Source organism: Carboxydothermus pertinax (assembly GCF_001950255.1).
Classification (GTDB): domain Bacteria; phylum Bacillota; class Z-2901; order Carboxydothermales; family Carboxydothermaceae; genus Carboxydothermus; species Carboxydothermus pertinax.
Map to the genome: position 1 here is coordinate 243,328 of NZ_BDJK01000006.1, position 26,329 is coordinate 269,656.

The window sequence follows — 26,329 nt, forward strand, 5'->3', positions numbered from 1 at the left end:
TAATCCCCGGTTTTTACCGGGGATTATTCCTTAATCCTTCAGTTTGCCAGCAAGATAGGCTTCATACGCGGACAAGTCAAAATAGCCGTGCCCGCTTAAATTAAAGACAATAGTTTTAGCAACACCTTCTTCCCGGCATTTAATTGCTTCATCAATAGCTGCGGCGATAGCGTGGGAAGATTCCGGTGCCGGGATGATGCCTTCGGTACGGGCAAAGTTTACTCCAGCTTCAAATACCTTTAACTGGGGATAAGCTTTAGCTGAAATAATTTTATTTTTGTAAAGAAGGCTTACCAAAGGTGAATCGCCGTGGTACCGAAGTCCTCCCGCATGGATGCCCGGTGGGATAAAATCGTAGCCTAAAGTATACATCGGCATTTTAGGAGTAAGTCCGGCAACATCGCCAAAGTCGTATTTATATTCCCCTTCGGTAAGAGTTGGGCAGGCCTTTGGCTCTACAGCAATTATTTCAATATCTTCACCTTTTAATTTTTCCCGCACAAAAGGAAAGGTAAAGCCACCAAAGTTACTGCCACCACCCACGCAGGCAATCAAGACATCGGGCTTTTCTCCTAAAAGGGATAATTCCTCATAAACCTCTTGCCCGATTACCGTCTGGTGTAAAAGGACGTGGTCCAAAACACTTCCTAGAGCGTACTTGGTCTTGGGGTCACTCATAGCTACTTCTACCGCTTCGCTGATCGCTATCCCAAGGCTTCCCGGAGAATTAGGGTCAGCTTCTAAAACCTTACGTCCGGCAGCAGTTTCCGGGCTTGGGCTTTTTACCACCCGGGCACCGAAAGTTTCCATGAAAATCCTCCGGTACGGCTTTTGGTCATAGCTTATACCCACCATATATACGGTTAACTTCAGCCCGAAAAAATTGGCAGCATAAGCTAAAGCGCTACCCCACTGACCGGCTCCGGTTTCGGTGGTAAGCTGTTCGGTTCCATCCAGCATATTGAAATAAGCCTGGGCTAGAGCGGTATTAAGCTTGTGACTGCCGGAAGCGTTGGTACCTTCATATTTAAAGTAAATTTTGGCGGGAGTATTTAGAAACTTTTCTAACTTTTTAGCCCTTTTAAGTGGGGTTGGACGGTACTCGGCGTAAGCTTCCCGGACTTTTTCGGGAATTTCAATGAAACGTTCGGTAGAAATCTCCTGTTCAATTAAACTTTTAGGAAAAAGACCTTCTAAATCCGCTGGCGAGATGGACTTGCCGGTAACAGGATGAAGAGGCGGGGGTGGAAGTTCGGGTAAATCAGCTTTAAGGTTGTAGTAATACTTGGGTAAACTTACCTTGCTCATCTAAACTCACCTCATCTAATATTAATTTCTACCATTATAGCAATTTGGTGCAAAAATTGGCAAGGAAATTTTAAAAATTTCTCGAAAAGTTAATTAATCCTGGTTCGGTACCATGGCAGGGTTGCGGTCAATGTTTAAAAGTATTAAACTTTAAAGTAGACCTAATTATTATCCAGATTATTATCCAGGAGGGGATATGATGGAAAAATTTATGGAAGTTTTAAACACCAGACGCAGCATTAGAAAATTTCTTGATCATCCGGTGGAAAAGGAGAAAATTTTAAAAATCCTGGAAGCCGGAATGAATGCGCCTTCGGCAGGTAACGAACAACCCTGGCATTTTGTGGTGGTAACCGACCGGCAAAAAATGCTGGCAATGAAAGAAAAACATCCTTATGCGGCAATGCTTTCCGAGGCAGCGGCGGTTATTGCCGTGGTTGCTGACCCTAAGCTTTTAAAATATCCCGGTCCTGGGCAGGAATTGTGGGTTCAGGACCTGTCTGCAGCAACGGAAAATATTCTCCTTGCTATACACGCTCTAGGGTTAGGCGGTGTTTGGCTGGCAGTACATCCTTATGAAGAGCGGGAGCGCGAAATAGCTAAAATTTTAGAAATTCCCGAAGGATACCGGATTTTAAACTTAATAGCTTTGGGTTATCCCAACCAAACACCCGATACGACTACGCGATTTAAAGAAGTAAGGATTCATTGGGAAAAATGGTAAACTTCCCGGCAAAACCGGGAAGTTTTTTTTGCCCAAAACCTTTTAGTTAGAGGGATTAGGGGATAAAGTGGTTTTTGGAGCTATTTTTATTGTTTATTTTTGATTTTGGTAGTTTAGGTTGGATAGTAAAGGTTTTTCCATTAAAAGGGATAGTGATGGAATGGGATAGCGAAGGAAAATATTATAAATAATTTTTATGAGGATTGTTCCGAAGGCCATGTGGTTATGCGCTAAAATATTGGTCCTATACGGTCAAGACACCTCATCCATGGCGTCTTTTTATGTGCTACATTTTGGGGTCAGCCTTTCTTGTAACAGGCGCAAAAAGGCCTGAACCGGGGCTGAGGGTTTATTATCTTTATGACGTAGCAGTTTAATTTCTCTTCTTATGGTTAATTCAGGAATTTTAAGTATATGCAGGCGCCCGGCGCAAACTTCTTGGTCGATGACAAACCTTGATAATAGGGCAATGCCCAGGTTGGCGGCCACTGCCTGTTTAATTGCCTCTAGGCTGCTAAACTGCATTGCTACCTTGATTTTTTTGCCCAGTTGTTGTAATCGCTGTTCTAAAGCAATTCGTGTGCTGGATCCAGGTTCCCGTAAAATAAAGGGTTCGGTCAAAATTTGGTCCAAGGTAACCGCTGACTTGCGGGCTAGAAGATGATCTTCAGCAACGACTATAACTAATTCATCGTGGGTTATGGTTTTTGCCTCAATTTGAGGATGAACAATTCCTTCGCCGCCACAGAAAGCAATTTCCAGCTCATGGTGCAGTAGCTTTTGTTCAATTTCATGGGAGTTGCTTATATCTAATACTACTTCAATGCCTGGATAGAGCTTGCGATATTGTCCTAATATCTCGGGTAATACATAAATGCCGGGAGTTGTACTGGCTCCCACCAACAAACGGCCTTTGCCCAATCCCTTTAAATCCCGGAGTGTATTTTCTGCTTCCTCTAACTGGTTAAAAATTTTTGTAGTGTATCGATACAGAGTTTGCCCGGCTTCGGTTAAATAGACTTTTCGGCCCAATTTTTGAAATAATTCTAAGCCGAGCTCCTGTTCCAGATTTTTTATTTGAACAGAAATGGTTGGTTGACTAATCAGTAATTCTTCTGCCGCTTTAGTAAACCCTTGGTGCTTAGCAACAGTATGAAAGACTTTTAGATAGTTTAAATTCATTCTGCACACACCTGGCTTACATAGATATTTTCAATTGATAACATTGAAAAGATATATTTATATTATAATTCATTTTTCGATAAAATTAAAGCAAAAAACAAGGGGGAAGTGCAGATGAAGGTAGGTATTATTCGTTGTCAACAGACAGAAGATATGTGCCCCGGCAATACTGACTTTGCCGTGGCGCGGGAGAACAAGGGCGTGTTTGCCACTAGCAATGAGCCTGTTGAGGTGATCGGTTTTGTTTCCTGCGGCGGTTGCCCGGGGAAGAAGAGCGTTACTCGGGCGGAAATGATGGTAAACCGGGGGGCGCAAGTGGTTGTGTTGGCATCTTGTATAACGAGAGGGAATCCGATCGGTTTTGCCTGTCCCCATCGAGATAACATATTGGCAGCAATTAAAAAAAGAATTGGAGAAAAAGCGGAAATCTGGGATTGGACTCATTAAAAATATCTGAAAATTTATGGAAGTTTTAAATACCCGGCAAACTCCCAATACGACTATACGCTTCAAAGAAGTAAGGATTCATTGGGAAAAATGGTAAACTTCCCGGCAAAACCGGGAAGTTTTTTTTAAATATCAAATGCGATAAGATTATGTTAGAGGTGATAGGATGAAGCGATTTTGGGGGCTACTGTTCTTACTCCTTTTTGGCTTTAATAAATTAGTCCTGGGCGGGGAAGTTATTGTAAAGGGCATTGTGGAGTCGGCTTTAGAAGGAAAACATTACGAATTAAAAGTGACCGATTTCGGCAATTTAAATAAGCCTGCACCCTATTATGTCTTATCTGGCGAACATAACTGGCAAAGCTATGTGGGAAAGGAAGTGGTGGTGAAAGGAACTGTCTTTGACGGTTACAGTATTTACATGAAACCGGGTTTAAAGGTAATTTCGATTAGCTTTCCTGCGGAAAATACTAAGCGTACTTTTAAAGAAAACCTTCCTTATTACTTTGGACTATTTTTAGTTGCCGGATTTTTTGGCTACTATATCTTTTTACGATACTTTAAAAAGAAGTGAGGAGAGTTTACCGTGTATCCTATTAGTTTAAATTTAACGGGGACCCTCGTATTAGTAGTAGGGGGTGGAAGGGTTGCTCTTCGGAAGGTGCAAAGTCTTTTAAGAGAAGATGCAAAAATTATCGTAGTTGCCCCGAAAACTCTTCCGGAATTAAAGGCTCTGGCCCAGAGCGGGCAAATTAAACTTTATCTGCGGGAATTTCAGGAAGAAGATTTATCCGGCCCCAAGTTAGTCTTTGCTGCCACCGATAATTCAGAGCTTAATAAAAGAATAGCTAATCTTTGTCAAAGACTGGGGATTTGGGTCAATGTAGCCGACAGTCCCGAGGAGTCCAATTTTATTGTTCCAGCGGTTTGGCGCCGGGGAGGTTGGGAAATAGCTGTGGGGACCTCTGGGTTATCTCCTTTTGCGGCCCGCCTTTTAAAAGAAGAGCTTTCCCGGTTAATTGAACCTGCCTGGGATGATTACCTGAAATTTTTGGGGGAATTACGTAAAGCCTTAAAGGAAAGCAAAATTGAGAAAAATAAGAGAGAAGAAATTTTAAAAGAAGTAGCCAAAATTTATGATTACCAGAAGTTTTGCCAGGAAAAGCCTTCGGTAAAATTAATCTTGGAAAAATTTAAATAAAAATATTTTCACAAAGCAGGATTTACGAAAAATTTTGCGAATTATCTTAAGTTAAGAAAGCCCCTAATAATATTTTTAAAAATTAAATAGCAAACTTTAAGGTGCCTTTAAGGCTTAAAAGGGAAGTCCGAGCCCAAGAGTTTGGGTAACGGCGCGGTCCCGCCACTGTAAGTAGGGAGTTACCCTATAATATCCACTGGTTTATACCGGGAAGGGTAGGGTAACAATGAACTACAGCCAGGAGACCTGCCTTAAAGTTTGGTTCGAAACCTACGCGGATAGGTGGAGAACGGGAGTTTGGTTATAAGTCCCCTTCTACCGGCGTAGGAGGGGATTTTAATTTTTAAAAAGGATGGTGGAGGGCATGTTAAAAACCAATTTTCGCTTATTGTTTTTGTTAATTTTTCTTTTAATTCCCACCCCGGTTCTTGCCATGCATATTATGGAAGGGTTTTTACCGGTAAAATGGGTGATTTTCTGGGATCTTGTTACTTTACCTTTTCTGGTGATAGGTTTTATCCGCTTGCAAAAGGAAGCTAACCGGGGGCCGGGAGCTAAACTAATGTTAGCCTTTGCCGGAGCGTTTATCTTTGTTTTATCGGCTTTAAAAATGCCATCGGTAACCGGAAGTTGTTCCCATCCTACCGGAACGGGGTTGGCCGCAATTTTATTTGGGCCGTTTATCACGACCGTATTAGGTTTTATTGTTTTGATTTTTCAGGCTCTTCTTTTGGCTCATGGTGGCATTACCACCCTTGGTGCTAATACTTTCTCCATGGCAGTTGCCGGACCACTGGTAGCTTACGGGGTTTATAAAGGTCTCCAAAAAGCTGGATTCAACAATAATGTTAGCATCTTTTTAGCTGCCATGCTCGGGGATTTATCGACCTATATGATTACCTCTGGGCAACTGGCGTTAGCCTTTCCGGGAAGTTCACTTTTTTTAAGTGCTTTAAAATTTATGGGAATCTTTGCCTTAACCCAAATTCCTTTAGCTATAAGTGAAGGGATTTTAACGGTTTTAACCTATAATTTCTTGAGCCGTTATGAAGATGCCAAAATATGGGTAGAAAAGGGTGAGCATTAATGAGAACGTTTACCAATATCATCCTGCTAATTTTGGTAATAGCGTTAATTGCGGTTCCAATGTTTTTAGTTAAGGGGGAATTTTCCGGCGCCGATGAATTAGCCTCCCGGGTGATTGAAAAGCAAGACCCCAATTATAAGCCCTGGTTTTCCCCCGTCTGGGAACCGCCCAGCGGCGAGATAGAGTCGTTTTTATTTGCCCTGCAGGCGGCTTTGGGCGCCGGGTTTGTGGGATTTTATCTGGGGTACTTGAAGGGAAAGAAGGAAGGAAAAAATGTTAACGGAACAGTTGGCCTATCAAAGTCCGCTAAGGAAAATTGACCCTGTTTATAAACTTCTTTTTTCCTTTGCGCTTTTATTCCTGGGGTTAACAGCTCCCAATCCTTTTTTTACCTTACTCCCTACCCTGGGGTTAGTAAGCTTTTTTCTGGTGAGAAAGGGAAAAATCCCCGGGCAAATTTATCTTAAGTACTTGCTTTTACCGGGAGGTTTTTTGCTGGCAAGCTTAATCGGGATAATGATTGACTTCCGGCCAGCTCCTTATGTTAACTGGAAAAATTTGTTTTTGGCTTTAAATGCCGGCGGTCGTGCCCTTACTTCTCTTCTGGGGTTGTATTTTTTAATTTTTACCACTCCCCTCCTGGATTTAATAGCGGGACTTTCGAGATTTGGTATTCCTCAATTTATAATTGAAATAATTATTTTTATTCACCGGTTTATTTTTATATTCTTCGAAATAGCCGGGGAAATCATTAAAGCCCAGGAAGCAAGGCTGGGCTACCGGAATTTTCGCCGGGGCATCTACTCCTTTTCTTTCTTAACTACCGGGATTTTTAAAGGAGGATTGGCCCGGGCGGGACAAATGACCATTTCTTTAGAAAGCCGGGGATACAACGATAAAATAGTTTTTTTGCAACCGGATTATCAAAATCAAAATTACCCCTTGTTATTTGTGGGTATAGTAGTTATGCTGGCGCTCTTTACTTATGGAGGTGCTTTTATTTGGAGGAGCTTTTAACCGTAAAAGGATTAAAATACGTATATCCAACGGGAAATGTGGCTTTAGACGGCTTAAATTTGGAGATTAAAAAAGGTGAGCGGCTTTTTGTCTTAGGGGAAAATGGCGCCGGAAAAACCACTTTTTTTCTCCACTTAAACGGGATTTTAAAACCAACTGCAGGAGAGCTATTTTGGCGGGGGGAAAAGTTTTCGTACAAAAGGGATTTTCTGTTAAGACTTCGGCAAAAAGTTGGGGTGGTGTTTCAAGATCCGGAGACCCAGCTTTTTGCCGGTACGATAGCGGAAGAGATATCTTATGGGCTTTTTAATCTCGGGTATTCGGAAAGTAAAGTGCGGGAAAAGGTGGAAGAAACTTTAAAAGAGCTCGGAATTTGGGAGTTGAGAGACCAGCCGATAGCTTCGCTTAGCCTGGGTCAAAAAAAGCTTGTCGCCCTGGGAGCAATTTTGGCGATGGAGCCGGAGCTTTTAGTTTTAGATGAACCGACGGCGTTTTTGGACCGGTATAACACCCGCCTCTTTTTAAATATTGTTGAACGGCAGTGGCAAAAAGGGATTACGATTGTCGCTGCTACCCATGAAATTGATTTGGCGTACCGTTTTGCCGACAGGGTAGCGGTTTTACATGCCGGAAAACTTTTGGCTTCAGGGCCGCCCGAAGAAATTCTCCTGGAATCCCGGATTTTGGAAAGCGCGAACCTGGAAGAGCCATGGCTTTTAAGGGGCAGTAAAATTTTAAAAGATAGCGGGCGGCTTTTAGCTCACGAATATCCGGTAAAAGAGGAAAAAAAGTTCTGGGAAGTACTTAACCGGGTAAAAACTCCCCGTTACGGGGTAACTACAGGTACTGTAGCCGCGGCAGCGGCTTTGGGAGCAGCCCGTTTCTTGCTCCTGGGGGAAAAAATGAAGGCAATTACCATTAATACGCCGGCAGGAATAACTTTTACTTTAACCCCGGAAATTTTAGAGAAAAATGCGACGGAAGCGGTTTGCGGCATTAGAAAAGAGGCAGGAGATGATCCGGATGTCACCGATCAGGCTTTAATCATAGCCCGGGTACGCCGGCAAAACTTCCCGGGGATTGCCATAAAAGGAGGACGGGGAGTGGGAGTTGTCACGGAACCGGGGCTTGCTGTACCGGTGGGAGAAGCGGCAATTAATCCGGTTCCGCGGCAACAAATCAAAGAAGCGCTGGAGCCGTTAATTTTGGGAAGGGAAACGGGGTTGGAAGTGATTATTGAAGTGCCCGAAGGGGAGAAGCTTGCGTTACAAACATTAAATCCGATTTTGGGGATTAAAGGCGGTATTTCCATCCTGGGTACCCGGGGTATTGTCGTACCTTACTCCCGGGAAGCTTATATCGAGTCCCTGCAACTCCAGCTAAAAAGAGCGTTATATTTGGATTTAAAAAGACTTGTTTTTGTTTTGGGCAATAAAAGTAAAAAAGTAGCCAAGAGGTTAAATGTTCCTGCTGAAGCTATCGTGGAAACGGGAAATTACCTGGGGGATATGCTGAAGATTTCGGAGAACGAAGGGGTAGAGAAAATTTTAATAATAGGGTACCTGGGAAAACTTATTAAAACTTACCTTGGTATTTTAAACCTTCACAGCCAGGTGGCCCGGGGCCAAAAGGAGGCTTTAGCGTTATTTTTATATTCTCTTGGAGAAAGTCAGGAGTTAATTAATAAAATTTATTCCACCAAAAATATGGAGCAGGCCCTGGAAATTTTGAAGAGCGCCGGGAAAGACCATTACCTGCCTTTACTTGCCCGGGCGGTTAAAGAAAAGTTAAAGAGCTATTATAGCGGTCTTACCATGGATGTGGCTTTTACCGATATATCGGGGGCGATTATTGCCACAACCTTTGACCGCCTTGAGGAGGGATGGCCGTGGGATGGGTAAAAGTCGTGGGGGTCGGTCCGGGTAGTCCCGAGTACCTTACTAAAATTGGCGAAAGGGTAATTAGTGAGGCGGATTATGTGGCCGGGGCGGAAGAACTTTTAAAAACTTTTGCTCCGGATAAAAAACATCTATCTTTTGGTGAATTTGGCGCGGTTTTAAAGCAAATGAAAGATTTATCAAGAAGTTTTAACATTGCTCTTCTTTTGCGGGGCGATACCGGCTTTTACAGTTTATTAAGAAAGATTGAAAGAGAAAATCCAGGACTTGTTACCGAGGTAATACCGGGGATAAGCTCGGTGCAGTTAGCTTTTGCCCGCTTGAAAAAATTGTGGGATGGGGCTGCTTTTTATTCTTTGCACGGAAGAAACCTTCCTGAGAAATTAAAAGAAGAGTTTACGGTCCATGTATTTTTATTAGGAGAGAAAATCAATACCTCTTCCCTAAAACAACTTTTGCAAAAACACGGCCTGGAGGGAGCTTCTTACTATTTACTTTATGATTTAAGTTATCCGGAAGAAAAAATAGTAAAGCTTTCCTTTGCCGATTTACCTCCGGAGCTTTCAGGGAGGGGGATATTAATTGCTGAAAGATGAAGATTTTTATCTACCCGGAACTCCTTATACCAAAGAAGAAATCCGGGCAGTCCTTTTAAAAAAGCTTAACCTGAAAGGCGAGGAAGTGGTTTACGAAGTAGGGTCAGGCTCGGGCACCATTACGGTGGAACTGGCTTTAAGCCTTCCCCGGGGTAAAGTATATGCTTTTGAAAAAGACCTCCAGAGGCTTACCGTAATTAAAGAAAATCTACGAAGATTTTCGGTAAGGAATGTGGTTTTAATTCCCCAGGCCTTACCCTGTGATTTATCCGCCTATCCTCCGCCGGATTTGGTTGTAATTGGTGGAAGTTCTAGTTTAAGAGAAGTACTAAAGCAGGTTGGAGCCTGTTTAAAAAATGGTGGGGTCCTTGCCGGTTTGGCAGTTACCCTTGAATCATTAGCTATTTACCAGGAGTTTTTTCAAAACAGCTCTTTTACCGATTTTGACGGGATTAGCATAGCGGTTACCAGGCTTAAAAAAGCCGGAAGCTATCATATCTTAAATGCCCAAAATCCCGTATTTATCTTTACCGGAAGGAAAAAGGAGGAAAATAATGGCTAAACTTTACGTGGTTGGTGTTGGTCCGGGGGACCCCGAGCTTATTACGGTGAAAGCTATGAAGATTTTGCGAGGGGTACGGGTTTTAGTTTTTCCCGGAAAAAGGGCTTTTAAAGTTGTGGAAAGTTTTCTTTCAGATGATAAAGAAATTCTCTTTTTTAATTTTCCCATGGTGGAAGACGAGGGGAAAAAAAGGGAAGCGGCGCACACCTTTGCCCAAAAAATTTTAGAGTATCTAAACCGGGAAGAAGTTTCTTTTTTTACCCTGGGAGACCCGGGTTTATACAGTACCGCTGGATATTTATTGGAGGCGCTAAAGCAGTTAGGTTTTGCAGGGGATATAGAAATAGTTCCGGGGATAAATTCCTTTTCACTGGCAGCCGCTAAGTCTTTCTTTAACCTTGCTTTTGAAGATGAAAAGGTAGAAATCCTATCGACTTTGCCGGAAGATTTTACTTTTGAGCCCAAAACTACCTATGTTTTTTTAAAACTTTCCTCTTATTACGACCGCTTTTTAGAGCTGGTAAAGGAAGCAAAGATCCAGGGATATTACTTTAAAGAGCTTGGTACCGAAGAGGAAAAAATCTGTTCTTTTAATGAACTTCCCGAAAAAACCGGGTATTTTTCCCTGGCCTTAGCGAAAAGGGGGAATTAGCGGTGAAAGTTTATTTAGTAGGCGCCGGACCTGGAGATCCCGAGTTAATAACTGTTAAAGGGAAAAAACTTTTGGAGGAAGCTGATTTAATCGTTTATGCAGGCTCCCTGGTTAATCCCGGACTTTTGGAATATGCCAAACCGGAGGCGGTGAAAGTTGACTCGGCGCCCAGAACTTTAGAAGAAATAGTGGAGATAATGGTCGAGTATGCTCGAGCCGGAAAAGTTGTCGTACGCTTGCAGACCGGAGACCCAGCCCTCTATGGGGCGGTAGAGGAACAAAAAAGAGCTTTAAAAGCCTATGGAGTTGAGCTGGAATGGGTGCCGGGAGTTAGCTCTTTTCTTGGGGCGGCTGCCCGCCTGGGTTACGAATTAACCGTTCCAGACGGTACCCAGACGGTAATTTTAAGCAGAGTTGCCGGGAGAACTCCGGTGCCGGAAAAAGAAAATTTAGAGGCATTGGCTAAAATCGGGTCAACCCTTGTGCTCTTTTTAAGTGTGGATAAAATCGATGAGGTTGTCGCCGAAATTTCCCGGGTAAGAGCTTTTGATACTCCGGTAGCGGTAGTTTATAAGGCTACTTTTCCCGAAGAAAAAATTATTACTGGTACTTTAGCGGATATTGCTCAGAAAGTAAAAGAAGAAAAGATAAACAAAACCGCCCTTATCTTTGTAGGGGAGTTTTTAAATCCGCCCCCTACTCGCTCAAAATTATATGCTCCCGATTTTACTCATGGTGGGAGAAGAGAAAGTGATTAAGAATTTAATAATTTTTTACTTTACCGCAGCCGGCGAAACTCTGGCCCGGCGCCTTTTAACCCTAAAGCTTGGGGGGAACGTTACTCTCTTTTCCGGTAAAAGCGCGGAAATTAAAAACTGTCTTAAAAAAAACTGGAACAACGATACAGCTTTTCTTTTTATCGGAGCCTTAGGAATTGCGGTTCGCTTAATTGCTCCCTTTATCAAAGATAAGTTTTCCGACCCGGCGGTAGTTGTAGCCGATGAAACGGGTAAATATTTTATAAGCGTTTTATCCGGGCATTTTGGTGGGGCAAATGAAATTTGTCAACTTTTAGCCCAAAAGCTGGGGGGAGAAGCGGTAATTACCACCGCCACCGATGTTCAGGGAAAAGTTGGCTTGGATGTTTTGGCCAGAAAATACGGGTTAAGGTATGCTGACCGGGAAGTTTTTAAAAGGGTAAATGCTGCCTTAGCCCGGGGAGAAGAGGTTAAGTTTTTTGCCAGTTCTTTGCCTTCCGATTTTCCCTATCCTTACCGGGCAGAAATTGAAGAGGAGTTTTCTGGCATTAAAGTATTGATTTCGCCGTATCTTATTGCTCTAAAACCCAATGAATACCAGCTCTATCCTCCGGCGGTTTGGGTGGGTATAGGCTGTCGCCGGGGAGTAGAGTTTGCCCTGCTGGAAAAGGCAGTTTTAAAAGCTCTCCAAGAGGGTGGTGTTTCTTTAAAGGGTGTTGCCGGAATAGCCAGCATCGAACTTAAAAAAGATGAGACTGCTCTCCTGGAGCTGGCGGCGAAATACGGGCTTAAAACAAAATTTTTTACGCGGGAGGAACTTTTGGAAGTAATTAATACAAAAAATTTACAACAATCTTCTAAAGTTTTAACAAAAGTAGGGGTGGGAAACGTATGCGAAGCGGCGGCTATCAAAGCGGCAGGAATGGGGAATTTAATATTGCCCAAGAAAATTTTTCCGCAAACGACCGTAGCTCTGGCGGAAGCCTTGCGGTGGTGGGAATAGGACCGGGAGGAAAGGAAGAACTGACTCCTTTAGCCTTAAGTTACCTCCAGCAGTGTACGGTAATAATTGGTTATAAAACCTATATTGATTTAGTTAAATCTTTAATTGGTGAGAAAAAAGTAGTGGCTTACGGTATGAAGGAAGAACAAGCGCGAGCTTTAGAAGCTATCAACCTTGCTCTTTCGGGGGAACGGGTAGTGGTGATCTCCGGCGGTGATGCTGGAGTTTATGGAATGAGCGGGGTGGTATTAGAGGCTTTAAGGGAGAAAAATATTTCCCCCCGGAAAATAAATTTAACAATTATTCCGGGTATTACTTCTGCTTTAAAAGCAGCAAGCTTGCTGGGATCACCTTTAAACCATGACTTTTGCTTGATAAGCTTATCAGACCTCTTAACTCCCTGGGAGGTAATCGAGAAGCGGCTCCGGCATGCAGCTTTAGGAGATTTTGCTATCGCCTTGTACAATCCCCAGAGTCACCGGAGGAAGAAGCTCAGGAGAGCCATTGAAATTTTGCTGGAGTATAAAAATCCAGCTACACCGGTTGGTATTGTCCGGGAGGCCGGAAGATTGGCAGAAGAAATCAAGTTAAAAACTTTAGCGGAAATTACCGAAGAGGATGCCGATATGCGCACGGTAATAATTATCGGTAATAGCCAGAGCTATTTTTATGAAAACTTTATTATTACACCCCGGGGGTATAAGTGGTGATTTTATTGCTGGGAGGCACCAGTGAAAGTAGTTTAATTGCCGATTTACTCGAAAGAAAAGGTTTACCTTTTATTTTATCGGTGGCATCAAATTTGGGCCTTATGCGGTTTAAAAAATATGAAAAAACTTTACATGCTGGAGTTCTGGATTTTCACGGTCTTCTGGATTTTGTTCAGAAAAATGGGATTAAGTTAATAATTGATGCTACCCATCCCTTTGCTAAAAATGCCAGTGAAAATGCTATCAGAGCGGCCCAGGTATTAAATATACCCTATATCAGGTTTGAGCGCCCCAGGGATGAAATAAAAAATCCCCTTATCATAGAGGCCATTGATTTAGAAGCAGCCTTAAGGGAACTACCGCAACTTGGTAAGCGGCCATTAATAACTGTGGGAGTAAAAATGCTTCCGGAAATCATCAGAAAAAGTGCTGTTTTAGGGCAAAAACCTGTAGTTAAAGTTTTGCCCCTAAAGGATAATTTTACCCTTTTGGATGATTTAGGAGTTCCTCCCGAGGACCGGCTTTCCTTTTGGGGTCCGGGAAGCCGGGAGCTTATTTCTCAGCTAATTAAATTTTATTCCCTGACCGGGCTTTTGACCAAAGAAAGCGGTGATTTAGGAGGCGAAAGGGAAAAGGTAGAAAGCTTTTTAAGTCAGAGTTTACCGGTAATTTTAATAAAACGTCCGGTGGTTTTTTACCCTCAATTAGTATCCACGCTGGAACGGTTGGAAGAAATTTTAAGATTGGAGGCGGAAAAATGGAAAAAGCAGTAGTTTTGCTGGCTCACGGTTCCCGGGTGGCGCAAGCGGTGGAGAAATTTCGCGAAGTGGTAGGAAAGTTAAGGGAGCGCTTTCCCTTCCGGCTCGAGGAGGCGTTCATGGTAAGGGCTAATCCCAATTTAAAGGAAGCGCTTTTAAGGTTGTATCAGGAAGGATACCAGGAAATAGCCATTTTCCCGGTTTTTCTATTTGAGGGTCTTCATTTAGTGCACGATATTCCGGAAGAAATTGACCAGTTAAAAGCCCAGTATCCCAATTTAAAAATCACGGTTTTTAAACCTTTAGGCGAAAACGAACAGTTTATCGAGTTTTTAACGGCGGTGTTGGAAGATGAATTATAAATTTTTAAATAATCCAAAAGAGATTGAACAAAAAAGCTTTGCCATTATTGAAAGCTTAACGGGACTTGGCAATACTCCTGAAGACCAGGTAATTAAACGGGCCATCCATGCTTCGGGTGACCCGGATATTAGAAAGGATTTTCGTTTTCATCCCGCGGCAATCAATCAGGGACTTGTTGCTTTAACAAAGAAAAATCTGATTATCACCGATGTGGAAATGGTCCGGGCTGGAATTACCGGTTATGACGGCGAGGTAGTTTGCTTGATCCGGGAGGAAAGAATTAAGAGAAAAGCTTTGGAGAAGAATGTTACTCGGGCGTATCAGGCGATGATGGAATTAAAAGATAAAATGGACGGAGCAGTTATAGCAATTGGTAATGCCCCGACTGCTCTTTTAGCGGTGATTGAACTCATAAAGACCGGGGTAGAGCCGGCGCTGGTGGTGGGAGTGCCGGTGGGCTTTGTGGGAGCAAAAGAAAGTAAGGAACTTTTGCTGAACTGTGATGTGCCGTATATCACTTTACTGGGCTATAAAGGAGGCAGTACCATTGCGGCAGCAATAGTTAATGCTTTAATTAAATTATCCAGGACCGGAGGGAAATAAAGTGAAGGTGTTAATTACCGGTGGGGTGCGTTCGGGCAAAAGTAGTTTTGCGGAAAAGTTAGCGACCTCTTTCGGGGAAAAAGTGGTATATGTGGCTACCGCTACTGCCGGTGACGAAGAGATGCGTGAGCGGATTGCCAAACATCAAAGCCGTCGTCCCCCTAACTGGACCACGGTGGAGGAGCCGGTAAATTTACGGGACGTTCTTTTAACAGCCCGGGGAGATGCGGTTCTGGTCGATTGTCTAACCCTCTGGGTTACCAATTTACTTCTTAAAGAAGAAGATGTGGTTGGTAAAGCTTATGAAGTGGTAGAAATATTTCCTAAGATTACCGTTCCGCTTATCTTTGTTACCAACGAAGTAGGCTCGGGAATTGTTCCCGATAACCCGTTAGCCCGTAAGTTTAGGGATGTAGCCGGCCTGGTCAACCAAGTTTTTGCTAAGTACTGTGATGAAGTTTACCTTACCGTGGCGGGAATACCGGTAAAAATCAAGGGGGTGAGCTAATGGCCAGGGCGATAATGTTTCAGGGAACCGCCAGCCATGTAGGAAAATCGGTGCTGACTTTAGCTTTAGCCCGGGTGCTGTATCAGGACGGCTTTAAAGTTGCCCCCTTTAAAGCACAAAATATGGCTCTAAATTCCTACGTAACTTTGGATGGCGGAGAAATGGGTAGAGCCCAGGTAGCCCAGGCGGAAGCCTGCGGGTTAGAGCCCCGGGTAGAAATGAACCCGGTGTTATTAAAACCTTCGTCCGATAAAGGGAGCCAGGTTATAGTTTTGGGTAAACCCGTCGGTCACTATTCGGCCAAGAGCTACCATTTAGAACGGCGCAGTATGGTTTGGGAAGCGGTAAAAAAAGCTTACGAAACTTTAGCGCAAGAATTTGATTTTATTGTGATTGAAGGTGCTGGAAGTCCGGCGGAAGTAAATTTAAAAGCTTCCGACATTGCCAATATGAAAACCGCTTTTTTAGCCAATGCTCCGGTTATTTTAGTGGCCGATATTGACCGGGGAGGAGCTCTTGCTTCCCTGGTGGGGACAATGGAACTTTTAGAGCCCGAGGAAAGGAAAAGGGTGTGCGGCTTTATCTTAAATAAATTCCGGGGAGACCTGGAATTATTAAAGCCTGCCCTGACTTTTTTGGAAGAAAAAACCGGTGTTCCGGTTTTGGGGGTAATGCCTTATATACCCGAATTGTTAATTCCCGAAGAAGATTCGGTAAGTTTGGAAGAAACTGTTAGTAACCGGGAGAAAGATTTAAAAATTGGCGTGTTGTGGTACCCCAGGATTTCCAATTTTACCGATTTTGAAATATTCCAGTATGAACCGGACGTGGAGCTTATTTACATCAAAACTCTTCAGGATTTTCGGGACGATTTTGATCTGGTAATATTGCCGGGAAGTAAAAACACCGTAGCCGATTTAAACTATTTAAAACAAAGGGGCCTTGACCAAAAGCTTTACGCTTATGTAAAGAAAGGAAAACCCCTGATTGGAATTTGCGGGGGTCTTCAGATGCTTGGAGAAAAGATTTTGGATCCCGATTTGGTGGAGGGCAAGGAAACGGAAGTTAAAGCCTTAGGAATCCTCGATACTGTCACCGAATTTCGCGGGGATAAAATTACCCGGCGGACAAGTACCCGGGTTACCAGGGCCGATGGCTATTTCTTTCTCCAGAGGGAAGAAATCTCCGGCTATGAAATTCACCACGGTCGAACTTTTCTTTCAGGGGAAAGAAGTGATGTATTGGATAATAGGGAAAATCCGTTGGTATTTGCCTGCGGCAGAGTTTTAGGAACTTACCTACATGGTATTTTTGATAACGATCTTTTTCGCCACCGATTGTTAAATCGGTTGCGGCGGGAAAAAGGGCTTGGCGACCTTGAAAATCGCCCGACTTCTTTAAAAAATCTGCGCCTGGAAAATTATGACAAAATAGGCCGGGTGTTCAGGGAAAACGTTAATTTGAAGAAAATTTACGAGATTTTGGGGATCTGAGATGAAAGTAATTTTTCTTACCGTGCTAATTGCCTTAATACTAGACATTGTCTTTAAGGATCCTGGACAAAATTATCACCCGGTAGCTTTAATTGGCCGGTACATTGCTTTTATAGAAAAAAAGCTTTACCCGAAAAAGCCTATCAAGAGCGCTTTAATCGTTCGCGGAGGTTTACTGGTAGGGCTAACCTTATTGCCGGTAAGTTTCATAGCTTTTGTCTACCAGCATTTTACCCAGAAGCTACCTTTTCTTTTCCAGGTTGTTTTTCAGGGGATAGGGCTGTTTTTTGCTATAGCCCCGACCGGTTTGGCTGTTTCGGTTAATACCATAAAAAACTACCTTAAAGACGGTAACCTTGCAGAAGCCCGAAAAAGTCTTGGAATGATTGTAAGCCGTGATACCCGGGAATTACCGGTGACGGAAGTGGTAAGGGGAAGTTTGGAGAGCCTGGCCGAAAATACCAGCGATGGGGTAGTGGCTCCCCTCTTCTGGTATTTAATTGGAGGGCTTCCTGGAGTATGGTTTTACCGGGCTGTAAATACTTTAGACAGCATGGTGGGCTATAAAAGTGAAAGGTATCTTTATTTCGGGCGAATTGCGGCAAAATTGGATGATCTTTTAAATTACCTTCCCGCCCGCATGACGGGAGTTTTAATGGTTTTAGCAGCCTTTATCTTAAGATATGATTGGAAAAGGGCAATAAAAACCTGGCTTAGAGATGCTAAAAAACACCCGAGCCCCAACGGCGGAATTCCCGAAAGCGTCCTGGCGGGAAGTCTTGGGGTCAGGCTTGGAGGCGAAAACATTTACCACGGGCAGAAAAGCTTTCGAGCTTATTTAGGTGAACCGCTAAATCCGTTAACTCCGGAGGTAATCGACAGGGCTTTAAAACTTTTCTGGCTTACGGTAATTTTAATGGTTTTACTTTTAGGGGTTTCTTTTTTGTGGGGTGAGGTGTGATGAAAGGATTTATAATAAGTGGTACCGCTACCGGAGCAGGCAAGAGTACCCTAACCGTTGGGATATTGGCAGCTTTAAAACACTTGGGCTTAAAGGTGCAGGCCTTTAAGGCTGGGCCTGATTACCTGGATCCTACCTACCACCGTTTAGCGCTTGCTAAACCTACCTATAACCTCGATGAGATCCTGACTTCTCCGGGATTGGTTCGCCGTCTTTTTTACGAAAAAGCTAAAGCAGCGGACGTAGCGGTAGTGGAGGGGGTAATGGGCTTATTTGATGGCCGGGACGAACAGTTTTCCGGGAGCACTTACCGTTTGGCCAAGCTTTTAAATCTTCCGGTAATTTTAGTGGTTGACGCCCAGAATCTTGGTACCACCGTAGCAGCTCAAGTTTACGGTTATCTTAAATTTAAAAAAGATATCAAAATTGCCGGGATTATTTTAAACAAAGTTTCGGGGAAAAACCATGAGGAACATCTTTTATCGGCCTTAAAGCCGTTGGGGGTTAAGGTTTTTGGGGTGTTTTACCAAAACGAACTTTCCAGACTTAAATCCAGGCATTTAGGCCTTATCCCGGCCACCGAAGAGCAAAATATCGTAGAAATTATTAAAGAAATAAAAGATAAAGTGCTGGCAAAAATTAATTTTGCTGACTTGCTGGCAACTTTACCGGAGTTAACTGTTCCGAAAAAGCTTCCGGCAATTAAATACCCCGATTTAAAAGGAAAGCGCGTAGCGTATGCCTTTGATAAAGCTTTTAATTTTTATTACCAGGAGGCAATTGAGTATTTGAGAAGATCTAACGTCGAAGTCTTTGCGGTAAGTCCCTTAAACGATTCCGATTTTCCTCCCGTAGACTTACTTTTTTTGGGGGGTGGTTATCCCGAGCTTTTTGCCAGGGACTTATTTTTAAACCAAAAATTTATCCAGAATTTAAAAAAGAAAATCCAGGGTGGTCTTAGAGTTTATGCGGAATGCGGCGGTTTTATTTATTTAACTTCCGGCGTTAAGGTTAAGGAGCAAACTTATCCTTTGACCGGTATTTTACCCGGGGAAATGAAATTAATCGATAAACTTCAGGGCCTGGGGTATTACCAGGGAAAAGCCGTTGGAGGATTTTTGGGGCAAAACTTTCAGAAAGAGCTCACTGGGCATAAATTTCATTATTCCACTTATTCAGGGCCGCAGGACAATCCTGCGTATCTCTTACGGAAAAACGGACGGGAAGCCTTTGATGGGGTGGCAAGAGACAATATTTTTGCCTCGTTTTTACATCTTAATTTCTACGGTAAGGCCGATTTAGTAAAGGCCCTTGTAGGTGGAAGAAAAGGATGAAAATAAAAGCGTATGTTTGCGGTACGGCGGGAGAACTGGTTCAGGGAAGTATTGGAGGAAAAGATTTTTTATTAACTGCCCCGGTTAACATAGGGAATACAGTTGAAATTGCTCTTAACGAAAAACTTGAAATTCCCGAAGATCGACCCAAAATCAAGCGGTTAGTAGAAATATTTTACAGTAAATTTTCGGTTAAACATAAATTTACCATAAAAGTTACGAGAAATCTTCCCGAAGGCCGGGGCATGGGCAGCAGCACGGCGGATTTAGCCGGAAGTTTGGCTGGGATGTTAAAGCTAAGTGGAATTAGGATTAACCGCGGGGAGTTTTTAAAAATCTTAACCCAGGTGGAGCCCACCGATGGGAGCTTTCTTCCGGGAATTTCTCTCGTTGACCACCGCCGGGGGAGTTTTTGGTACCGGATAGCGGCGGCAAAAAACTATAAAATATTTTGGATTGATACCGGCAAAGCGGTAGATACGATTGCCTTTAACCGGCGGGAGGACTTAAAGGAACTAAATCGGCTTAAAGAGCCCAAAGTGCGTCAGGCGCTCAAAATGGTGTTCTGGGGTTTAAAAACCGATAATTCGTATCTTTTTGGGGAGGGGATAACCATTGATGCTTTTGCCCACCAGTTAATATTGCCTAAAGAGGAACTTTTCTGGGTTTACAGGGTTGGTAAAGGACTGGGAGCGGTGGGGGTTAACGTGGCCCATAGCGGCAGCGGGATTGGCCTTTGGTTTCATAATTCGTGGTCGCGGGAAAAAGAAGAAATCTTAAGAAAAAAGTTTTCTTCCTATACATGCCGGGTATTAACCCTGGTGGATGGGGGAATTACTTTGGAGGTTCAGGATGCTTGAACACGGAGGAAATAAGCAACTTTTTTACGAAAAATACGGGGTTTTACCGCGTTACGATTTTAGCGCCAATTTAAACCCCCTGGGTCCACCCAGAGACGCTCTTAAACTTTTGCGGGAAAACTTAAAGGAGTTAATTTCTACCTATCCCGATTACCGGTACCGGGAGTTAGAAAAGGCAGCTTACGGGTATTTTCAAAAGGAAGAAGTAGTTCTGGGAAACGGGGCTTCGTCCCTTTTAAACTATTTACTTTTTTATCTAAAACCTTCCCGGGGGTTAATTATCGGACCTACTTTTAACCTTTACGAAAAAACGCTAAGAAATCGCGGAATACCGGTAGAAAAGCTGGACTGTGCTTTAGAGGAGAAAGGGTATAGTAATGCCAGGGCTTATCTTTTACAAAAAGGCCGGAAGGGAGATTTATTGTTTATTTGCCGGCCGAACAACCCCGATGGCTCTGCCTGGCCCGTAAGTGAATTATTTAAATTAATTGCTTTATGTCAGGAAAAAGGGATAAAGCTTCTTTTAGATGAAAGTTTTGCCGATTTTATGGAAGATGAGAGGGAAATCTTTTGGCGAAATTCCGGTAAGCTAAAAGATGTCTTTATCTTAATTTCCCTTACCAAAATTTTTGCCATTCCCGGCTTAAGGCTTGGAGCTTTAATCTTACCGGAAAAGGATTATAAAGATTTTAAAAAATTTTTACCCGAGTGGGAGATAAATAATCTGGCAGCGGAGATAGGGCCGGTACTTTTGGCCCAGAGGGATTATCTGTTAAAAACCAGGACTTTAGTAAAAAAAGAAAGGGAGTATTTAAGCCAAAATCTTTTTCGTCTTGGCTTTCAGGTTTTGCCGTCCAAAGCAAATTTTTTAATGGCTTATCTTCCTGAAAGTATCAGCTCAGAACAGCTTCTTTCTGAACTGGCAAAATACCGGATAGCTGTAAGACCGCTTCAAAATTTTGGCTTGAAACGGGAAGCGGTGCGGATTGCGGTAAAAACCCGGAAAGAAAACCGGGTGCTGATAAATGCCTTAAAAAATATTTTATTCAAGGAGGTTTTTTAAATGAATATCAGAACCCTTACTACTTTAGCAATTTTAATTGCCTTAAGCGCCGTTGGCGCCTTTATTAAAGTTCCCAGTCCTACCGGAACCGTAGCTTTGGATAGTTTACCCGGTTATTTTGCTGCCCTTTATTTGTCCCCGGGTTTGGGAGCTTTGGTGGCTGCTTTAGGACATTTACTTTCCGCCGCTACTGCAGGTTTTCCCCTGACCTTACCGCTCCACCTGTTAGTTGCGCTGGAGATGGCCATTTTTGCTGCGGTATTTGGAGTTTTAGGTAAGCGCAATGTTATTGTAGGTATTGTGGTGGCTACCTTATTAAATGGAGTCATAGCTCCCCTTTCCTTTGCCCTTATGCCCAAATTTGGTATGGCCTTTTTCACCGCCATGGTAGTACCCCTGTTGGTGGCATCGTTTGTTAATATTTTGCTGGCCGGTTTAACTGCCCGGGCTCTTCGTGGAAAAACGGAGAGATGAGTATGGCCGGATTTAAATACCGGGATTTAACCATCGTACCTCTATCCCGGGAAAAGATGGTAATTGCTGCCGATAGCATTGGTGGGGTTGGTCCGAAAGCCGGGGATATAGTAAAAACTTCCGGAGAAATCGTTGGTCGTTACGGGGCTCGGGTGGTATTGATGGAGCTTTTAGCGGTAAAGGCCAGGCCGCAGGTAATTTCCTGTACCGTTTCGTGTGAATGGGAACCTACTGGTAAGGAAATTTATCAGGGGGTGTTGGCGGAAGTAAAAACCCTGCCTTTTGCCATTGAAATTACCGGAAGCAGTGAAAAGAATTTTACTACAAATACCACGGGAGCCGGTTTTACGGCGGTGGGTCTGGGAGACGAGCTTTTAGTAAACAGGATTTGCGAAACTTCGGACTTATATATCGTAGGCGTACCTCTGTTAGGGGAAGAAGTGTTAAAATTTCCGGAACTACAGGCTACACCTCATTTGGTTTATGAATTGAGCCAAAATAATGATGTACTGGAAATAATCCCCTGTGGGTCCGGCGGAGTTGGGGCGGAACTAATGTGGCTTAAAAATCAGGGATTTGAAATAGAGAGCGTTATAGCCCCTACCTTTTCCCTGGAAAAATCGGCAGGACCGGGAACTTCACTGCTGGTGGCGTTAAAAGAGGGTATTGAGCTTAAAGCGGAGATTCCAGTGCATTATCTGGGTAAAGCCACAAAAGTCAAAAAAGCTTAGGAGGTTTGCAATGAACGGCAAGGTATACTTAGTAGGGGCGGGTCCGGGAGACCCGGAGCTCATTACGGTAAAAGGGATAAAACTTTTAAAAGAGGCTCAGGTGGTTGTTTACGACCGGCTGATAAGCCCCGAGCTTCTAAAATATGTAAATCCTTCTGCTGAACTTTACTATGCCGGAAAAGCTCCTGGCCGACACAGTTTAAATCAGGAGGAGATAAACGAGCTTTTAATACAAAAAGCCCGGGAAGGAAAAATGGTGGTACGGCTTAAAGGGGGAGATCCTTTTGTTTTTGGCCGTGGAGGGGAAGAAGCTTTGGCTTTAACCCGGGCCGGGATTCCCTTTGAGGTGGTTCCGGGAGTTACTTCGGCGATAGCGGTACCGGCGTATGCGGGTATTCCGGTAACTCACCGCCGGATTGCTTCAAGTTTTACGGTAGTTACCGGCAATGAAACGGAAAATAAAGAAGAACGGGAGGTAGACTGGGGAAAAATTGCCCGGGTCGGGGGTACCCTTGTCATTTTAATGGGATTAAGTAACCTTCCGTTTATAAAAGGTGAACTTTTAAAATACTTGCCTGCCACCACACCGGTGGCGGTAATTTACCGGGGAACTACCCCCAGCCAGAAAATTGTCACCGGGACCCTGGAAGACATTGTAGAAAAGGTATTGGCGGCGGGGATCAAGCATCCGGCGGTAATTGTGGTGGGTGATGTGGTAAAATTACAAGGGGAGCTTGGTTGGTATTCCCCATCAGCATTAACGGAGTGAGCTTAAAATGTTAACTACCTTTCTTTTAGGCCTTACCTTTTTCACCAGGATTCCGGTACCGGGAAAACTTAATTTTTCCGAAGAAAAATTTAACAGGGCTCCTATCTTTCTTCCCGCTTATGGTTTAGTTACCGGTGGTATCTTAGCCTTAATAATTGAATTATTCGGAAGGTCCTTTCCGGCCTTTTTCTGGGCCGGAGTTATAATAGCCGGGCAAATTTATTTATCGGGAGCCCTGCATATCGATGGGTTACTGGATAGCCTTGATGCAATTTACTCCAACCGCGACCGGGAAAAAAGGCTGGAAATTTTAAAGGACTCCCGGGTAGGCTCGATGGCGGTGGCGTTTTTTGGAGCGTTTTTAATTCTAAAATACGGAAGTTATGCTTCCTTTACTCCGAAAATGCAGGCCTTTACGGTGCTTGTTTCCGAAATTATCCTGCGGGGAACGGGCTACCTGGTGATTTATTCCTTCCCCTATGTGGGTTCTTCCTTGGGACGGGGTTTTAAAGATAATGCTTCAACTGCCGGGTTAATCTTTACCCTGGGGCAAACCTTACTTTTTACCCTGGGAGCAGCGGCGTTTTTTAATTTTTCTCTAATTAAAATTTTAATAATTTTGCTTTTGGCTTATCTTTTTGCGTTTGTGGTGGCAGCTCGCTGGCAGCGGTTTTTTGGGGGACTAACGGGAGATAATTACGGCGGAATTATGGAATTAACCGGCCTTTTTGTTCCGGTGGCGGTTTTACTTATCAATATTATTGGGGTGGTGTGATACCACCCCTTTTAGCTTTTAATGGATTGTTAAGGTAAAATTCGCTTTTATTTCTCCAACTATTTCTTTTTTGTGATTTTTAATTACCGGACGGTAGTGAGCATTTATCTTTTGCAGCTCTTCATCATTTAGAAATCCAAGCTGGCGCAGGGCTTCTAAAGTAATAGCACCCAGGGCCCGGGCGTTACCATCGGCCACTTTTACCGCAACGGCAATACCTTTGTTAAGAACACCTACGATTTGCACCGCTTCCGCCCCAATTTTGGACACAAACCTACCGGGAAAACTTCCCATTAAATCGGTATCAAAACGGCCGGTTCCTGCGACCATTACCGGATAGGCATTCATGCTGTGTACTACTGTTTCTACCGCTTCTTTTAGTTTCCCGGAAAACAGGTCGGGCCGTGAGAGTTTCGCAAAGGCTAAAGCTCCATTTTTCAGGGGTACGGCAAAAACCGGCACCCCACAGCCGTCAATGCCGATCTTAATATTTTTTGGATAAACTTCGGTAAAGTCAGCAATAAACTTTAAAATTTCCTGCTGGACCGGATGGTCAAGCTTTTCGTAACCTTTTAACGGATAATTTTTAGCTTGGGCTAAGGCTAGCATGCCTGCATGTTTGCCCGAACAGTTGTTATAAAGGGGCGTTGGCTCCAGTCCCTCTTGTTTAAGCCATAACGCAGTTGGACGATCGAAAGGCTCATGGGTGCCGCAGCTTAGATAACCTTCGTCAAGCCCGATTTTTTGTAAAATTCCTGCTACCGTTTGGGTATGCTCTACGGTTCCGCTGTGGGAAGCGCACATTACAGCAATTTCTTTAGCGGAAAAATTAAAAGGCAAATCCTGACTTAAAAGGGGTAAAACCTGGATTGGCTTAGATGATGACCTGAGATAAGTTACAAGTTCCGGGTTTCCGGCAGAGGCTACAATCTTGCCGGTGTAATCGACCACGGCAATGGAACCAAAGTGGACACTTTCGACGATATCACCCCGGGTAACTTCTGCCAAAAGAGTGTAATCTGTTGCAAAATTCATTATCTCACCTCATTTTTCTCCTCCATCCATTATATCATTTTCGTTAACTCCGGAGTATCTTGTTTAATAGACAACCCCTGGAGTTTCTTTACGAAGGCTTTCTTTAAAGTTTTGAATGTTTTCTTGAAGGAAGGTAATGTCGGCTTTCTCCCGAAGCTCTTTTACCCATTTAGCAAAGATTTCTTTTTCTTTTTGCGAAGTTTCTAGAGGTTCATGCTCTCCAGTTGGCTTATTTTTCTGAGATGAGATGACTTCAGTATATAGCTTTTGGATGATAATCCGGTTTTTCAGGATCTCTTTATACTCTTTTTCCGACATTTGTGTATAAATTTGCTGGTATAATGACGGCAAATGGTTTTTAAGCTGCTTCAGCCTTGCTTCTATTTCTTCCCTTGTGGCATCTATCTTTCGCCTCTTGGCTTCCTGCAGAATAAGTTTTTCATCTATTAGGTCGGAAAGGATTTGGTCGAGGCGGTTAGCAGCCAGGCTTCCTGCTATCCGGTAGTTTTTGATAACCTTATTCACTTCCGAAGTAGTTAAGGCTTCGCCGTTTATAATTACCAGAACGTTAGGTTGATAGGTTTTCTGATTTACATTAAAAAAAAACTTAACCGATAGCAGCAACCCAGCTAACGCGAAAAAAATACCACATAATAATATGTTTTTATTATGTAGTTTATAAAAAGGTTTCAAGTATAATCTTCCTCCTCCGGCACTTTCTTTTCCTAAAAAAACAGAGCGGGACCTGCCCCGCTCTTTAAAGTTTTTGCTTAAATTTAATATCTATTCCGATTGTTAAGCCATTCGGACCGATGGTCTGCACAGAGGGTAGTGTTTTCGGTGGGACCGTAGAGAATGGGGTACATTAAGCAGGTTGGCCGCGTGCAATGGTTATTTCCATCGGTGGGTGACCACTGGGCCAGACCGTAATTATGTCCCGTTTCGTGACGAACGATTATTCCATTCCAGTTGCTTCCGCTGTCAAAGATTAGTGAGCCAGGTTTGTTAATGTACGCTATACCTAAAGTATTTCCGTAAGTTTGTCCGGAAAAAGCTACCATAAGATCAGCACCGTTGGTAAGACCGACTTCTATTTTAGCTTCATCCAGTAGATCGCCAGGAGTTATATTATTGGAATTCCAGACATTTTGGGCAACGGAATAGAAATCTATACCAAATTGTTCGTAAAGGTAGTCGTCAGCAACTTCAACGGCATAGTTGGCCCAGTACATCCAATTTGTACCGTAGCGGGCCCGCCATTCTTCGTCGCACGGCTCATTTATATAAACAGGTATTGAGAAAAGACTAAAAGTTTCGTTATTACCGAGGATAGGCGGTTTCATGTTTTTTTCGGGCAGGGAGTCCGGGTCTGGCGGTTGTGGCCCATTGGGATCCGAGGTGACGATGTCAACAAGCAGCCCGGTTTTTGGGTCAAGATATACCCCGGCCTTTGGATA

The 26,329-nt window shown here is 43.4% G+C and carries 32 protein-coding genes and 1 riboswitch; of the genes, 27 read left to right on the top strand and 5 right to left on the bottom strand.

The genetic code is table 11. The features are described 5' to 3' along the window. Positions 1-30: 30 nt before the first annotated feature. Complete coding sequence (locus cpu_RS02570; RefSeq protein WP_075858419.1) at positions 31-1,308, bottom strand: TrpB-like pyridoxal phosphate-dependent enzyme; 1,278 nt, start codon at positions 1,306-1,308, stop codon at positions 31-33. Between the two features lie 199 nt (positions 1,309-1,507). Between cpu_RS02570 and cpu_RS02575 the strand changes: the two genes are divergently transcribed. After that, positions 1,508-2,032: a nitroreductase family protein gene (locus cpu_RS02575; RefSeq protein WP_075858420.1), complete on the top strand. Its 525-nt coding sequence runs from the start codon at positions 1,508-1,510 to the stop codon at positions 2,030-2,032. 279 nt (positions 2,033-2,311) lie between these two features. Here cpu_RS02575 and cpu_RS02580 read toward each other — a convergent pair whose 3' ends face one another. Next, entirely contained in the window at positions 2,312-3,214 is a 903-nt protein-coding gene (locus tag cpu_RS02580) for a selenium metabolism-associated LysR family transcriptional regulator (protein ID WP_075858421.1), read from the bottom strand. A 114-nt stretch (positions 3,215-3,328) separates the two neighbouring features. Between cpu_RS02580 and cpu_RS02585 the strand changes: the two genes are divergently transcribed. From cpu_RS02585 to cpu_RS02710, 26 genes are all read left to right on the top strand, one after another. Next, complete coding sequence (locus cpu_RS02585; RefSeq protein ID WP_028051470.1) at positions 3,329-3,661, top strand: CGGC domain-containing protein; 333 nt, start codon at positions 3,329-3,331, stop codon at positions 3,659-3,661. A gap of 166 nt (positions 3,662-3,827) precedes the next feature. Further along, entirely contained in the window at positions 3,828-4,235 is a 408-nt protein-coding gene (locus cpu_RS02590; protein WP_075858422.1) for a hypothetical protein, read from the top strand. Positions 4,236-4,247: 12 nt separating this feature from the next. Beyond that, positions 4,248-4,862 carry a precorrin-2 dehydrogenase/sirohydrochlorin ferrochelatase family protein gene (locus cpu_RS02595; protein WP_075858423.1) on the top strand — a complete coding sequence of 205 codons (615 nt, stop codon included), beginning with the start codon at positions 4,248-4,250 and terminating at the stop codon, positions 4,860-4,862. A gap of 82 nt (positions 4,863-4,944) precedes the next feature. Then, positions 4,945-5,130: riboswitch (cobalamin riboswitch) on the top strand. Positions 5,131-5,226: 96 nt separating this feature from the next. Beyond that, positions 5,227-5,949, top strand: a complete 723-nt coding sequence (locus cpu_RS02600) for an energy-coupling factor ABC transporter permease (RefSeq protein ID WP_075858464.1) — start codon at positions 5,227-5,229, stop codon at positions 5,947-5,949. Continuing rightward, positions 5,949-6,269 carry an energy-coupling factor ABC transporter substrate-binding protein gene (locus cpu_RS02605; RefSeq protein WP_075858424.1) on the top strand — a complete coding sequence of 107 codons (321 nt, stop codon included), beginning with the start codon at positions 5,949-5,951 and terminating at the stop codon, positions 6,267-6,269. The genes cpu_RS02600 and cpu_RS02605 overlap by 1 nt, the downstream gene beginning before the upstream one ends. Next, positions 6,223-6,966 (top strand): cobalt ECF transporter T component CbiQ, encoded by a 744-nt coding sequence (gene cbiQ / locus cpu_RS02610; RefSeq protein WP_075858425.1) that lies wholly within the window; start codon positions 6,223-6,225, stop codon positions 6,964-6,966. The genes cpu_RS02605 and cbiQ overlap by 47 nt, the downstream gene beginning before the upstream one ends. Further along, positions 6,951-8,867: a cobalt-precorrin-5B (C(1))-methyltransferase CbiD gene (cbiD, locus tag cpu_RS02615; RefSeq protein ID WP_075858426.1), complete on the top strand. Its 1,917-nt coding sequence runs from the start codon at positions 6,951-6,953 to the stop codon at positions 8,865-8,867. Before cbiQ ends, cbiD begins: the two co-directional genes overlap by 16 nt. Beyond that, positions 8,855-9,460 (top strand): precorrin-6y C5,15-methyltransferase (decarboxylating) subunit CbiE, encoded by a 606-nt coding sequence (gene cbiE / locus cpu_RS02620; RefSeq protein ID WP_075858427.1) that lies wholly within the window; start codon positions 8,855-8,857, stop codon positions 9,458-9,460. Before cbiD ends, cbiE begins: the two co-directional genes overlap by 13 nt. Beyond that, a complete protein-coding gene (cbiT, locus tag cpu_RS02625) occupies positions 9,447-10,022 on the top strand; it encodes a precorrin-6Y C5,15-methyltransferase (decarboxylating) subunit CbiT (protein WP_075858428.1) in 576 nt (191 codons plus the stop codon). The genes cbiE and cbiT overlap by 14 nt, the downstream gene beginning before the upstream one ends. Continuing rightward, the gene (locus tag cpu_RS02630; RefSeq protein WP_075858429.1) at positions 10,015-10,674 is read left to right on the top strand and encodes a precorrin-2 C(20)-methyltransferase; all 660 of its coding nucleotides are present in this window, start codon (positions 10,015-10,017) and stop codon (positions 10,672-10,674) included. Before cbiT ends, cpu_RS02630 begins: the two co-directional genes overlap by 8 nt. Before the next feature lie 2 nt (positions 10,675-10,676). Then, positions 10,677-11,432 (top strand): precorrin-4 C(11)-methyltransferase, encoded by a 756-nt coding sequence (cobM, locus tag cpu_RS02635; RefSeq protein ID WP_075858430.1) that lies wholly within the window; start codon positions 10,677-10,679, stop codon positions 11,430-11,432. Continuing rightward, positions 11,425-12,435, top strand: a complete 1,011-nt coding sequence (locus cpu_RS02640) for a cobalt-precorrin 5A hydrolase (RefSeq protein WP_159433964.1) — start codon at positions 11,425-11,427, stop codon at positions 12,433-12,435. The genes cobM and cpu_RS02640 overlap by 8 nt, the downstream gene beginning before the upstream one ends. Then, on the top strand, positions 12,423-13,145 hold the full coding sequence (cobJ, locus tag cpu_RS02645; RefSeq protein ID WP_077177132.1) for a precorrin-3B C(17)-methyltransferase: 723 nt from the start codon (positions 12,423-12,425) through the stop codon (positions 13,143-13,145). Before cpu_RS02640 ends, cobJ begins: the two co-directional genes overlap by 13 nt. Next, entirely contained in the window at positions 13,142-13,918 is a 777-nt protein-coding gene (cobK, locus tag cpu_RS02650) for a precorrin-6A reductase (protein WP_075858431.1), read from the top strand. Before cobJ ends, cobK begins: the two co-directional genes overlap by 4 nt. After that, a complete protein-coding gene (locus tag cpu_RS02655) occupies positions 13,903-14,265 on the top strand; it encodes a sirohydrochlorin chelatase (protein ID WP_075858432.1) in 363 nt (120 codons plus the stop codon). The genes cobK and cpu_RS02655 overlap by 16 nt, the downstream gene beginning before the upstream one ends. Next, positions 14,255-14,869 carry a precorrin-8X methylmutase gene (locus tag cpu_RS02660; protein ID WP_075858433.1) on the top strand — a complete coding sequence of 205 codons (615 nt, stop codon included), beginning with the start codon at positions 14,255-14,257 and terminating at the stop codon, positions 14,867-14,869. Before cpu_RS02655 ends, cpu_RS02660 begins: the two co-directional genes overlap by 11 nt. 1 nt (position 14,870) lies before the next feature. Beyond that, complete coding sequence (gene cobU, locus cpu_RS02665) at positions 14,871-15,377, top strand: bifunctional adenosylcobinamide kinase/adenosylcobinamide-phosphate guanylyltransferase (protein ID WP_075858434.1); 507 nt, start codon at positions 14,871-14,873, stop codon at positions 15,375-15,377. Beyond that, positions 15,377-16,870 (top strand): cobyric acid synthase, encoded by a 1,494-nt coding sequence (locus cpu_RS02670; RefSeq protein ID WP_075858435.1) that lies wholly within the window; start codon positions 15,377-15,379, stop codon positions 16,868-16,870. The genes cobU and cpu_RS02670 overlap by 1 nt, the downstream gene beginning before the upstream one ends. A 1-nt stretch (position 16,871) precedes the next feature. Beyond that, positions 16,872-17,831 (top strand): adenosylcobinamide-phosphate synthase CbiB, encoded by a 960-nt coding sequence (gene cbiB / locus cpu_RS02675; protein ID WP_075858436.1) that lies wholly within the window; start codon positions 16,872-16,874, stop codon positions 17,829-17,831. Then, positions 17,831-19,165 (top strand): cobyrinic acid a,c-diamide synthase CobB, encoded by a 1,335-nt coding sequence (locus tag cpu_RS02680; protein WP_075858437.1) that lies wholly within the window; start codon positions 17,831-17,833, stop codon positions 19,163-19,165. The genes cbiB and cpu_RS02680 overlap by 1 nt, the downstream gene beginning before the upstream one ends. Further along, the gene (locus tag cpu_RS02685; RefSeq protein WP_075858438.1) at positions 19,162-20,025 is read left to right on the top strand and encodes a GHMP family kinase ATP-binding protein; all 864 of its coding nucleotides are present in this window, start codon (positions 19,162-19,164) and stop codon (positions 20,023-20,025) included. The genes cpu_RS02680 and cpu_RS02685 overlap by 4 nt, the downstream gene beginning before the upstream one ends. Then, positions 20,018-21,088 (top strand): pyridoxal phosphate-dependent aminotransferase, encoded by a 1,071-nt coding sequence (locus cpu_RS02690; RefSeq protein ID WP_075858439.1) that lies wholly within the window; start codon positions 20,018-20,020, stop codon positions 21,086-21,088. Before cpu_RS02685 ends, cpu_RS02690 begins: the two co-directional genes overlap by 8 nt. After that, a complete protein-coding gene (locus cpu_RS02695) occupies positions 21,089-21,562 on the top strand; it encodes an ECF transporter S component (RefSeq protein ID WP_075858440.1) in 474 nt (157 codons plus the stop codon). A 2-nt stretch (positions 21,563-21,564) separates the two neighbouring features. Further along, the gene (locus tag cpu_RS02700) at positions 21,565-22,293 is read left to right on the top strand and encodes a hypothetical protein (protein ID WP_075858441.1); all 729 of its coding nucleotides are present in this window, start codon (positions 21,565-21,567) and stop codon (positions 22,291-22,293) included. Between the two features lie 10 nt (positions 22,294-22,303). Further along, positions 22,304-23,062, top strand: a complete 759-nt coding sequence (gene cobA / locus cpu_RS02705; protein ID WP_075858442.1) for a uroporphyrinogen-III C-methyltransferase — start codon at positions 22,304-22,306, stop codon at positions 23,060-23,062. A gap of 7 nt (positions 23,063-23,069) precedes the next feature. Then, entirely contained in the window at positions 23,070-23,837 is a 768-nt protein-coding gene (locus cpu_RS02710) for an adenosylcobinamide-GDP ribazoletransferase (RefSeq protein WP_075858443.1), read from the top strand. A gap of 18 nt (positions 23,838-23,855) precedes the next feature. Here cpu_RS02710 and cpu_RS02715 read toward each other — a convergent pair whose 3' ends face one another. The 3 genes from cpu_RS02715 to cpu_RS13585 form a co-directional block, all read right to left on the bottom strand. Continuing rightward, positions 23,856-24,872 (bottom strand): asparaginase, encoded by a 1,017-nt coding sequence (locus cpu_RS02715; RefSeq protein WP_075858444.1) that lies wholly within the window; start codon positions 24,870-24,872, stop codon positions 23,856-23,858. Positions 24,873-24,935: 63 nt separating this feature from the next. Continuing rightward, positions 24,936-25,565, bottom strand: coding sequence for a SurA N-terminal domain-containing protein (locus tag cpu_RS02720; RefSeq protein WP_075858445.1), 630 nt, complete (start codon positions 25,563-25,565; stop codon positions 24,936-24,938). Positions 25,566-25,648: 83 nt separating this feature from the next. Continuing rightward, positions 25,649-26,329: M12 family metallo-peptidase (locus cpu_RS13585; protein WP_159433965.1), on the bottom strand; the 681-nt coding region annotated here is incomplete at its 5' end.